Source organism: Paraburkholderia ginsengisoli NBRC 100965 (assembly GCF_000739735.1).
GTDB classification, from domain to species: Bacteria; Pseudomonadota; Gammaproteobacteria; order Burkholderiales; family Burkholderiaceae; genus Paraburkholderia; species Paraburkholderia ginsengisoli.
The window spans coordinates 47,502-58,899 of record NZ_BBJF01000001.1; the positions used below are offsets into that span (position 1 = coordinate 47,502).

The following is an 11,398-nucleotide window of genomic DNA, read 5'->3' on the forward strand; positions in this document are numbered from 1 at the left end:
CGCGCCGCGGCTTCGGCGCCACGCTCGGGCAGCGTCGTCGCCGGTGTCGTGAACCGTGCTCGCTCGGCGCCGGGTCTGTATCGATTTCCCCACCGTTTTCACCCTTCGGGCGGTCCCTCCGGAGCCGCCGCTTTTGGATAATCTGAATGAAAGCTTCCCGTTTCTTTATCGGCACCCTGAAAGAAGCTCCCGCCGACGCCGAAATCGTCAGCCATAAGCTCATGGTGCGCGCCGGCATGATCCGCCGCGTCGCCGGCGGCATCTATAACTACCTGCCGATCGGTCTGCGTTCGATCCGCAAGGTGGAAGCCATCGTGCGCGAAGAAATGAATCGGGCAGGCGGGATTGAATTGCTGATGCCGTCGGTGCAGCCGGCCGAGTTGTGGCAGGAGTCGGGCCGCTGGGAAAAGTACGGCCCCGAGTTGCTGCGCTTCAAGGACCGCAAGCAGTCCGACTTCGTGCTCGGCCCGACGCACGAAGAAGTGGTCACGGATATCGCGCGCAACCAGATCAAGAGCTATCGCCAGTTGCCGGTCAACTTCTACCAGGTGCAGACGAAGTTCCGTGACGAGATCCGTCCGCGTTTCGGCGTGATGCGTGGTCGCGAGTTCATCATGAAAGACGCGTACTCGTTCGACAAGGACGCCGAAGGTCTGCGCGAGTCGTATCGCAAGATGTACGACGCGTACGTGCGGATCTTCACGCGCCTCGGTCTGGACTTCCGCGCGGTGGCGGCGGACAACGGTTCGATCGGCGGTAGCGGCTCGCACGAATTCCACGTGATCGCCGAAACCGGTGAGGACGCGATCGCCTACTGCCCGACCTCGGATTTCGCGGCGAACGTCGAAGCGGCTGAAGCGCTGCCGCTATACGCGCAACGCGCGGCGCCGTCCGAAGCCATGACGAAAACCGCAACACCGGGTAAGGCGAAGTGCGAGGCCGTCGCCGAACTGCTGAACATTCCGCTCGAACGCACAATCAAGTCGATCGTACTGGCAACGGAAAACGAAGGCGCCGAGCCGACCATCTGGCTGTTGATGCTGCGCGGCGATCACGATCTGAACGAGATCAAGGCGAGCAAGCTGCCGGGTCTCGCCGATTTCCGCATGGCGACCGAAGCGGAAATCATCGCGACCTTCGGCACGCCGCCTGGCTACCTTGGCCCGATCAACACAAAGAAGCCGGTCAAAGTCGTCGCGGATCGCACGGTCGCGAATATGAGCGACTTTGTGGTCGGTGCGAACGAAGTGGACTATCACATCGCCGGCGTGAACTGGGGCCGCGATCTGCCGGAGCCGGTCGTCGCCGACATCCGCAACGTGAAGAAGGGCGATCCGTCGCCGGATGGCAAGGGCGAGATCGACATCTGCCGCGGCATCGAAGTGGGCCACGTGTTCCAGCTCGGCACGAAGTATTCGGAAGCGATGAACGCGAACTGCCTCGACGAAACCGGCAAGCCGCAGCCAATGGAAATGGGCTGCTACGGTATCGGCATCACGCGGATTCTCGGCGCAGCGATCGAACAGAATTTCGACGACAAGGGCATCATCTGGCCGGAGTCGATCGCGCCGTTCGAAGTCGTGCTGTGCCCGATGGGCTATGACCGCAGCGACGCGGTGCGCGAGCAGGCCGACAAGTTGTACGCGACGCTGGTCGAAGCGGGCATCGACGTGATCCTCGACGACCGTGGCGAGCGTCCCGGCGTGATGTTCGCCGACTGGGAGCTGATCGGCGTGCCGCATCGTCTGGTGATCGGCGACCGTGGCCTGAAGGACGGCAAGCTCGAATACCAGGGCCGCCGCGACGCCGAAGCGACGCTGCTGCCGGTCGAGGACGCCGCCCAGACGGTCATCGGGAAAGTGCGCGCGGCGTTGGCTCGTTAAGCGGAGCGGACAGTGGAGTACACCTTCCTGTCCGCGACCGTGCTGCTGATCCTGATCACCGATCCGCTCGGCAATATTCCGATCTTCATCAGTTGTCTGCGCAGCGTGGCGCCCGAGCGTCGTACGATCGTGATCCTCCGTGAAGTGGCGATCGCTTTCGCGATCCTGCTGATTTTCATGGTGCTGGGGCAAAGCTTTCTGCGCATGATGAGCCTGAGCGACCAGTCGTTACGGATCGGCGGCGGTATCGTGCTGTTTCTGATTGCGCTGAGGATGGTATTTCCGCATCCGGACGGTCCGTTCGGCGGCGATGCGCGCGGCGGCGAGCCGCTGATCGTGCCGCTCGCCATTCCGGCGCTGGCGGGGCCGTCCGCGTTAGCGACGGTAATGCTGCTGACGTCACAAGCGCCCGGTAAGATGTTCGAGTGGATCGGCGCGCTGACCGTCACGATGATCGTCTGCGCGATCGTGCTGATGCTGGCCGAGCGCATTCAGACCTGGCTCGGCGAGCGGACGATGGCGGCCTTCGAACGGCTGATGGGTCTCGTGCTGGTGGCGATCTCGGTCGAGATGATGCTCGGCGGCATCCGGTCTTTCGTGCAGCATTTGTGAAGCCGGACCCGGCGAGGCATTCAGCGAAAGCGGTGCGTGCTATCGCGTTGCGCTTCTAACGCAGTAACAAAAAAGCGGCCCACGCGGGCCGCTTTTTTACGTCCAGGCTTTTTCGGGCAATCATGCCCCTTCGGTCAGCGCACGAATGGTCGGCAGGTTGCGCCAGTAACCCTTCGCGTCCATCCCGCAGCCGAACACATAACGGTCCGGCACTTCGAACCCGCAGTAGTCCGGGCGCAGCGGCTTGGCCTTCGGAATGATCTTCTCGCACAGCACCGCGGAGAGGAAGCGCTTCGCGCCCATCGCGAGGATGCGGTCGCGGATCGCGGCCATCGTCTCACCTTCGTCGAGGATGTCGTCGAGCACCAGCACGACGCGATCCTTCACCGACTCGGCCGGCGCGACGCGCCATTGCATCTCGTTGCCGCCTTTGGTGGTATTGCGGTAGCGGGTCAGATGGATGTAGTCGAACTCGAGCGGGAAATCGAGGTGCGGCAGCAGCATGCCGGTGAACACCGCGGCGCCACCCATCACCGAGAGCACGAGCGGAAAGTCCTCGCTCATTTCGTCGCGGATGGCGGCCGCCATGCCGCTGATCGACGCGTTGACGTCGCTGGCCGAAACGATTTCTTCGGAGTGGCTAAAAATGTGGAGAGCTTCTTCGCGGTTCATGACGTCTGACGGGCGGTAACTGTATACAAAGGGTGAGAGAGAACGCCTCGCGGGTAGCCCCTTGAGGGACACCCCGAAGGAAGCTCCCTTGGGGAACGGCGGCCTGCGGTACAGAATAAACCCGCACGAGCCAGGAGTCAGCCGCGCGCGCCGTGGTTCGTCTCCGGGGCACGCGCGCCCGCCGTCTTGCTAAAGCTTAGCGCATGCCGGGCAACATGCCCTTCATGCCGCGCATCATCTTCTGCAGATTGCCGCCCTTGAGCTTCTTCATCATCGTGCGCATCTGGTCGTACTGGTTCAGCATGCGGTTGACTTCCTGCACCTGCACACCCGCGCCCGCGGCGATGCGGCGCTTGCGGGTGGCCTTGATCAGATCGGGCTTTGCGCGCTCAAGAGGCGTCATCGAATTGATGATGCCTTCCATGCGACGCATCTGCTTTTCCGCCTGCCCCATGTCGGCGCCGGCGGCAGCCTGCTGGAACTGCGCGGGTAGCTTGTCCATCAGCGACGACAGACCGCCCATGCCCTTCATTTGCGTGAGCTGCGCGCGGAAATCGTTGAGGTCGAAATCGCCGCCTTTCTTGACCTTGTCGGCGAGCTTCTGCGCCGCTTGCACGTCCACGCCGCGCTGCGCTTCTTCGACGAGGGCAAGAATGTCGCCCATGCCGAGAATCCGGTTCGCCATCCGGTCCGGGTAGAACACTTCGAGGCCGTCGAGCTTTTCCGCAACACCGACGAACTTGATCGGCTTACCCGTTACGTGACGCACGGAGAGTGCCGCGCCACCGCGCGAATCGCCGTCGAGCTTGGTGAGGACCACGCCGGTGAGCGGTAGTGCGTCGCTGAAGGCCTTCGCAGTGTTGACCGCATCCTGGCCAAGCATCGCGTCGACCACGAACAGCGTTTCCGCCGGCTTCAACTCACGGTGAAGCGCGGCGATTTCCTGCATCATCGCTTCGTCGATACCGAGACGGCCGGCCGTGTCGACCAGCAGCACGTCGTGGTAGTGGCGCTTGGCCCAATCGACGGCGGCGCGCGCGATGTCGACCGGTTTCTGATCCGGTTCCGACGGGAAGAAGTCCGCACCGACCTGCTCGGTCACCGTCTTCAACTGCGCGATAGCGGCAGGGCGGTAGACGTCGCACGAAACGGTCAGCACCTTCTTCTTGTACTTCTCGCGCAGCAGCTTGGCGAGCTTGCCGACCGTGGTCGTCTTACCCGCGCCTTGCAGACCCGCCATCAGGATCACGGCCGGCGGCGTGACGGCGAGATTCAACTCGACCGCCTGGCCTTCGTAGTCGCCACCGATGATCGCGGTGAGCTCGCGCTGCACCACGCCCACCAGCGCCTGACCCGGCGACAGGCTGCTGATGACTTCCTCGCCGAGCGCCTTCTCCTTCACCTTGGCGATGAACTCGCGCACGACGGGCAATGCCACGTCGGCTTCAAGCAGCGCGAGGCGGACTTCGCGCAGCATTTCCTGGGTATTCGCCTCGGTGAGCCGGGCTTCGCCGCGCAGCGTCTTGACGACGCGCGCCATCCGTTGAGTCAGATTGTCGAGCATGGGGAGCGATGAACAGTGCGGCCCGGGCGGCGCGCGAAGTGGAAGACGTCGCGGAGCAGGGGCCTAGTGTAAACTTCGAATATGGATATTGTACTGTATGCCCTCACTGCGCTCCTCTACGGCGGTCTTGCCGTGGCCGGGTGGCGCTCGCACCGGCACGCCACCGTGCGCCCCATGCTCGAGAGCGTGCCGCCGGTGCCGGCTGCTACGAGCGCACCGGCTGCGTCAGCGGCTTCGGGCATGAGCACGCCGGGTCGTGCGTTGCTGTTCGTCGCACTGCTCGCGCACGGCGTGCTGCTGCATGCCACCATCTTCCCGCAGAACGCGATGGTGTTCGGCTTCGCGTTCGCGCTGTCGGCGATGTTCTGGCTCGGCGCTGGCATCTACTGGATCGAAAGTTTTTTCTTTCCCCTCGACGGCCTGCGTCTGCTCGTATTGCCGCTCGCGTGCATCGCGTCGCTGTTGCCGCTCGCGTTCAACGGCGTGCGTGTGTTGCCCTATTCGGCCGCGCCATTGTTCAAGCTGCACTTCCTGATCGCCAATATCGCGTATGGTCTGTTTGCGATCGCGGCGCTGCACGCGATTCTGATGCTGCTCGTCGAGCGGCGTCTGCATGCGATGCGCGGCGGCGTCGCGCAGCGGCATGCGGCCGCGGCGGGCAACGGCTGGTTGTCGAGCTGGCTCGACACGCTGCCGCCGCTGCTGACGCTGGAGAAGCTGCTGTTCCGTTTGATCGGCGCGGGTTTCGTGCTGCTGACGCTCACACTGCTGTCGGGCATCCTGTTCAGCGAGCAACTGGTCGACCGCGCATTGCGGCTCGATCACAAGACTGTCTTCGCGATCCTTTCCTGGGTGATGTTCGGCGCGCTGCTGACCGCGCGCAAGGTGTCCGGCTGGCGCGGCCGTGCGGCATTGCGCTGGGTGCTGGCGTCGTTCGTCGCGCTGTTGCTGGCGTACGTCGGCAGCCGTTTCGTTTTCGAGGTGCTGTTGCACCGTGCCGTAGTGTGAGCGTGTCCCCATGCGACAAATTTTTCTGCTGATCCTGTTGTTCATCGTCGGCCAATGGCTGGTGAAGGCGCTGCGCCGCCATGATGCGCAAACCGCGCAACGCACTGGCAATGGCGCGCCAGGCGCCGGCGCCCATGGTGCGAATGGCGGCGCGCGTCCCACCGACGCGCCGCAACTCGCCGAGCCGATGATCCGTTGCGTCGAGTGCGGCGTGCATGCGCCGAAGAGCGACTCGGTCGTGGTGGCGGGGCAGCCGTTCTGCAGCGCCGCGCACGCGCAGCGTCACGGCGCGCGTCCCACGGGCCGCGACGCTCGATGAGCGTCGAGTTCGCCGTCGATGCAGACGGCTGGGTCGCCGCCGCACGCAAACTACCATCGCCGAATTTCGAAGCGCGGCCCGCCGGAGCCGTGCCGACGCTGATCGTCGTCCATAACATCAGCCTGCCGCCTAACGAGTTCGGCGGTACGGCGATCGCCGAACTCTTCCTCAACACGCTCGACTGCGACGCCCATCCGTACTACGACTCGCACCTGCGCGGCGTGCGCGTGTCGGCGCATTTCGTGATTCATCGCGACGGCGTGCTCGAACAGTTCGTGTCGTGCAACGAGCGGGCGTGGCACGCGGGGCCGTCGAATTTTTTCCGCCGCGAGCGCTGCAACGATTTTTCGATTGGCATCGAGCTGGAAGGCAGTGACACCACGGCCTTCGAAGCGGCGCAATACCGCACGCTCAGTGCGCTGGTGAGCGCGCTGAACGCGCGTTATCCGGTCGAAGCACTAGCCGGTCACTCGGACATCGCCCCAGGCCGCAAGACCGACCCAGGGCCGTATTTCGAATGGCAACGACTGCAAGACGACACGTCGCTCGCCGATCAGTATTTCCCCTATCTCAAGTTTTCCAAGGCGCCGTAACGACCCTTCGCGCGACTTCGCGTGATGCGAGGAGAACAAGGCGCAGCCTCGTTCTCCGGGAGACCGCATCGCAGCGCGCGATGTAAAAAGTCAACCCCGCGCGGCCAAATAAAACGATTTGACCTGCCTTGAATCTCCACTATACTTGGTGCCGTAGATTCGCTTGCACACTATATCTTGTGTCGAGTGTGCATAACTGTGTGGATAACCCAGTGCATAAATAGCGGCGCCCCGTTCTGTGGAATATGGCGCCGCAAGCATTCCAGCAGTGAAAAAAATCCCTGTGGCGCGGCCGGTAGAGACCTCCGGCGGCATCCAGAAGCATTCAGGAAAGGGGCATAGCAAGTGATCGCGACACACACGATGAAGACCGTTACGAATTCGAACCAGGCTTCATCGCAGTCGCATCCCGCCAACCGGCCCGGCCGGCTCTTTTCCTGCACCTCATCGCTCGCGCTCGCGGCGCGGCGTTCGATTTAATCCGCGGATTATTCCCGCAACATTTCCAGGACCAGGAGCTTTGCACATGCAAACCACCGACAACGTGACGACCCGGTATGAGGGCTCACCGACTGGCCAGGCTTTCGGCCAGGCACAAGGCGCACAAGCGCTCGCGCCGCAGACCACCCTTGCGGACTACAAGGTGATCCGTCGCAATGGCAGCGTGGTGTCGTTCGAGCCGTCGAAGATCGCCATCGCCGTGACGAAGGCGTTCCTCGCCGTCAACGGTGGTCAAGGCGCGGCGTCGGCGCGTGTGCGCGAACTGGTCGAGCAACTCACGCAGAGCGTGGTCCGTGCGCTCGTGCGCAGCCGCCCGAACGGCGGCACGTTCCACATCGAAGACATTCAGGATCAGGTCGAACTCGCGCTGATGCGCGGCGGCGAACACAACGTCGCGCGTGCGTACGTGCTGTATCGCGAAAAGCGCACGCAGGCGCGCGGTCATGACGAGCAGGTCGCCGCGAGCGCGCCGGGTCTGAACGTCACCGACAACGGCATCACGCGTCCGCTCGATCTGGCTGCGCTGCGCGGCATCATCGAATCCGCCTGCGCGAACCTGGGCGACGCGGTGAGCGCCGACCCGATCATCGCGGAAACGGTGAAGAACCTGTACGACGGCGTGCCGATGAGCCAGGTCTACGACTCGGCCATTCTCGCTGCGCGCACGATGATCGAAAAGGACCCGGCATACAGCCAGGTCACCGCGCGCATCCTGCTGCACACGATCCGCCGCGAGATCCTCGAAGAAGAAGTCACGCAAGCCGAAATGGGCGAGCGTTACGCCGAGTATTTCCCGCAGTTCATCAAGCGCGGCGTGCAAGCGGAACTGCTCGACGACAAGCTGCTGCAGTTCGACCTGAAGCGCCTCGGCGCCGCGCTCGACAACAACCGCGACCTGCAGTTCGGCTACCTTGGTCTGCAAACGCTGTACGACCGCTACTTCCTGCATCACGACAACGTGCGCATCGAAATGCCGCAGGCATTCTTTATGCGTGTCGCGATGGGGCTGTCGCTGAACGAGATCGACCGTGAAGCGCGCGCGATCGAGTTCTATAACGTGCTGTCGAGCTTCGACTTCATGTCGTCGACGCCGACGTTGTTCAACTCGGGCACGCGCCGCTCGCAACTGTCGTCGTGCTACCTGACGACGGTCGACGACGACCTCGACGGCATCTACGAAGCGCTGAAGGAAAACGCGCTGCTGTCGAAGTTCGCCGGCGGTCTGGGCAACGACTGGACGCGTGTGCGTGCACTCGGCTCGCACATCAAGGGCACCAATGGCAAGTCGCAAGGCGTCGTGCCGTTCCTGAAGGTCGTCAACGACACGGCAGTGGCCGTGAACCAGGGCGGCAAGCGCAAGGGCGCGGTCTGCGCATACCTGGAAACGTGGCACCTGGACATCGAAGAATTCCTGGAGCTGCGCAAGAACACCGGCGACGACCGTCGTCGCACGCACGACATGAACACGGCGAACTGGATTCCCGACCTGTTCATGAAGCGCGTGATGGAAGGTGGCGACTGGACGCTGTTCTCGCCGTCCACCTGCCCGGACCTGCACGACCTGTTCGGCGCCGAGTTCGAAGCGGCTTACACGGCTTACGAAGACAAGGTCGCGCGCGGCGAGATCAAGCTGTTCAAGAAGATTCCGGCGGCGCAACTGTGGCGCAAGATGCTGGGCATGCTGTTCGAAACCGGCCACCCGTGGATCACGTTCAAGGATCCGTGCAATGTGCGCTCGCCGCAACAGCACGTCGGCGTCGTCCATTCGTCGAACCTGTGCACGGAAATCACGCTGAACACCAGCGACGCCGAAATCGCCGTCTGCAACCTGGGTTCGGTGAACCTCGTCGCTCACTTGAAGGAACAGGCCGACGGCACGCTCGCGCTCGACCACGACAAGCTGAAGCGCACCGTCAGCGTGGCGATGCGCATGCTCGACAACGTGATCGACATCAACTACTACGCGGTCGCCAAGGCACGTAACTCGAACCTGAAGCACCGCCCGGTCGGCATGGGCATCATGGGCTTCCAGGACTGCCTGCACCTGCTGCGCACGCCGTACGCGTCGCAAGAGGCGGTCAAGTTCGCCGACACGTCGATGGAAGCGGTCTGCTACTACGCTTACTACGCGTCGACCGAACTGGCGCAGGAGCGCGGCCGTTACTCGAGCTACCGCGGCTCGCTATGGGACCGCGGCATCCTCCCGCAAGACTCGGTGAAGCTGCTGGCCGACGCGCGTGGCGGTTACGTCGAAGTCGATTCGAGCGAGTCGATGGACTGGACCGAGCTGCGCTCGCGTATCGCCACCTACGGCATGCGCAACTCGAACTGCGTCGCGATCGCGCCGACGGCGACGATCTCGAACATCATCGGCGTGTCGGCCTGTATCGAACCGACGTTCCAGAACCTGTATGTGAAGTCGAACCTGTCGGGCGAATTCACGGTGGTCAACGACTACCTGGTGCGCGACCTGAAGGCGCGCGGCCTGTGGGACGAAGTGATGGTCGCCGACCTGAAGTACTTCGACGGCACGCTCTCGCGCATCGACCGCATTCCGGCCGACCTGCGCGCCATCTACGCGACCGCGTTCGAACTCGATCCGGTGTGGCTGGTCGAGGCGGCCTCGCGTCGTCAGAAGTGGATCGACCAGGCGCAGTCGCTGAACATCTACATGGGCGGCGCATCGGGTAAGAAGCTCGACGAGATCTACAAGCTCGCATGGGTGCGTGGTCTGAAGACGACCTACTACCTCCGCACGATGGCGGCGACGCACGTCGAGAAGTCGACGGTCGCGCACGGCGCGCTGAATGCGGTGAGCTCGGGTGGCGGCGAAGGTTCGGGCGGCGCGGCAGGTGGCTTCGGTGCGAACAACGGCGCGGCTGGCGGTGCCGCAGGCGGCTTTCAGGCTGCAGCGGCCACGCCAGCAGTCGCGGTTGAAGCAGCGCCGGAAGCGGATGGTCCGGTGTGCATGATGCGTCCGGGCGACCCTGGCTTTGAAGAGTGCGAGGCTTGCCAGTAAGCACGCGGCAAGCAGCAGGATCGTTGCTTGCTGACGGGTTGTAGGTGATGACCCGCATGCAGCGATCCACGCACCTGATCCAGGTGCGGCAGAAGTGAAACGATGAGCGGTGCGCGCGAGCGCGGCAGATGAACGCAACGAAGCCGCATCGCTCATCGACAGCAGCGCAGACACGCAGGCAACTGAAGTCGTGAAGTGATGAGAGGCCAGGCTGTGATCGTCGGCCGGCGGCAGTAGACGAAGCGCGCGACACAGCGCTCAGCAAACGCTTCGAGCGATGGGCCGATCAACGCAGCCGGCCGCATGCATCGTTCGACATGACATTGAACTTCACCTCGCTCACGCTGACGAAGCAGCCAATGCGAGGCAGCAGTCAGCAAGCAGTCGGCAAGCGCAAGACGCTGCAAACACACTCCGCGATACAGATAGATAGAGCAGCGAAATGTCGCTTCGACACGTTGCTCTTCGAGCTCGCGAAGCACGTCGACGACACACGTTCAACACGCTTCACACGACGCGTCGTACACAGTCTGTTGAACAAAGTGTTGTATGAACGTAGCAACGCGAATCGAAAACAGGATTTTTCGCGAACGAAGTCTTTTATCGCTCGTGAAAAGATGGTACAAACCGTTCTAAATTGATGGTGACATTTATGCTCAACTGGGATGACGAGATCACTGCCGTAACTCCCTCGAGCGGCGCGCAACAGAATGCGTTGCGCAACGCGGCGGGATCGGCTGTCGGTTCGCAAATCGAAACGCGCTCCGCTCCTCATGCTCCCTCGGCTCGAAACGTTTTCGCGGCTCAAGACGTTTTCGAAAACGACATCGCCGTCGCTCACGCTGCTGGAACGGCTGCCGTTTCGGAAGCGCGCGTCAATGTCGCTGACAAGCGCATCATCAACGGCCAGACCGACGTCAATCAGTTGGTGCCGTTCAAATACAAGTGGGCCTGGGAAAAGTATCTGGCTGGTTGCGCCAACCACTGGATGCCGCAAGAAGTGAACATGTCGCGCGACATCGCGTTGTGGAAAGACCCGAACGGTCTGACCGAAGACGAACGCCGCATCGTCAAGCGCAACCTGGGCTTCTTCGTGACGGCCGATTCGCTGGCCGCCAACAATATCGTGCTGGGCACCTACCGCCACATCACGGCGCCCGAATGCCGCCAGTTCCTGCTGCGCCAGGCGTTCGAAGAGGCGATCCACACGCACGCTTACCAGTACAT

General features: G+C 62.9%; 9 protein-coding genes. 7 read left to right on the forward strand and 2 right to left on the reverse strand.

Annotation, left to right across the window (positions count from 1 at the left end; all coding sequences use genetic code 11):
- The first annotated feature begins 146 nt into the window (after window positions 1-146).
- Together BGI01S_RS00220 and BGI01S_RS00225 are read left to right on the forward strand one after the other, a co-directional pair.
- Window positions 147-1,883, forward strand: a complete 1,737-nt coding sequence (locus BGI01S_RS00220; protein WP_042320802.1) for a proline--tRNA ligase — start codon at window positions 147-149, stop codon at window positions 1,881-1,883.
- Between the two features lie 12 nt (window positions 1,884-1,895).
- Window positions 1,896-2,495, forward strand: a complete 600-nt coding sequence (locus tag BGI01S_RS00225) for a MarC family protein (RefSeq protein WP_042320803.1) — start codon at window positions 1,896-1,898, stop codon at window positions 2,493-2,495.
- Between the two features lie 120 nt (window positions 2,496-2,615).
- Here BGI01S_RS00225 and BGI01S_RS00230 read toward each other — a convergent pair whose 3' ends face one another.
- Window positions 2,616-3,167 carry a hypoxanthine-guanine phosphoribosyltransferase gene (locus tag BGI01S_RS00230; protein ID WP_042320806.1) on the reverse strand — a complete coding sequence of 184 codons (552 nt, stop codon included), beginning with the start codon at window positions 3,165-3,167 and terminating at the stop codon, window positions 2,616-2,618.
- Between the two features lie 196 nt (window positions 3,168-3,363).
- Window positions 3,364-4,731 carry a signal recognition particle protein gene (gene ffh / locus BGI01S_RS00235; RefSeq protein WP_042320809.1) on the reverse strand — a complete coding sequence of 456 codons (1,368 nt, stop codon included), beginning with the start codon at window positions 4,729-4,731 and terminating at the stop codon, window positions 3,364-3,366.
- Between the two features lie 81 nt (window positions 4,732-4,812).
- Here ffh and BGI01S_RS00240 point away from each other — a divergent pair, with 81 nt between their 5' ends.
- From BGI01S_RS00240 to BGI01S_RS00265, 5 genes are all read left to right on the forward strand, one after another.
- Window positions 4,813-5,739 carry a cytochrome C assembly family protein gene (locus BGI01S_RS00240; protein ID WP_042320813.1) on the forward strand — a complete coding sequence of 309 codons (927 nt, stop codon included), beginning with the start codon at window positions 4,813-4,815 and terminating at the stop codon, window positions 5,737-5,739.
- 10 nt (window positions 5,740-5,749) lie between these two features.
- Window positions 5,750-6,058, forward strand: coding sequence for a PP0621 family protein (locus tag BGI01S_RS00245; protein WP_042320814.1), 309 nt, complete (start codon window positions 5,750-5,752; stop codon window positions 6,056-6,058).
- A complete protein-coding gene (ampD, locus tag BGI01S_RS00250) occupies window positions 6,055-6,651 on the forward strand; it encodes a 1,6-anhydro-N-acetylmuramyl-L-alanine amidase AmpD (RefSeq protein ID WP_042320816.1) in 597 nt (198 codons plus the stop codon). The genes BGI01S_RS00245 and ampD overlap by 4 nt, the downstream gene beginning before the upstream one ends.
- A 526-nt stretch (window positions 6,652-7,177) precedes the next feature.
- On the forward strand, window positions 7,178-10,171 hold the full coding sequence (locus BGI01S_RS00255) for a ribonucleoside-diphosphate reductase subunit alpha (protein WP_042320818.1): 2,994 nt from the start codon (window positions 7,178-7,180) through the stop codon (window positions 10,169-10,171).
- A 652-nt stretch (window positions 10,172-10,823) separates the two neighbouring features.
- On the forward strand, window positions 10,824-11,398 hold a 575-nt coding region (locus BGI01S_RS00265), incomplete at its 3' end, for a ribonucleotide-diphosphate reductase subunit beta (RefSeq protein ID WP_042320829.1).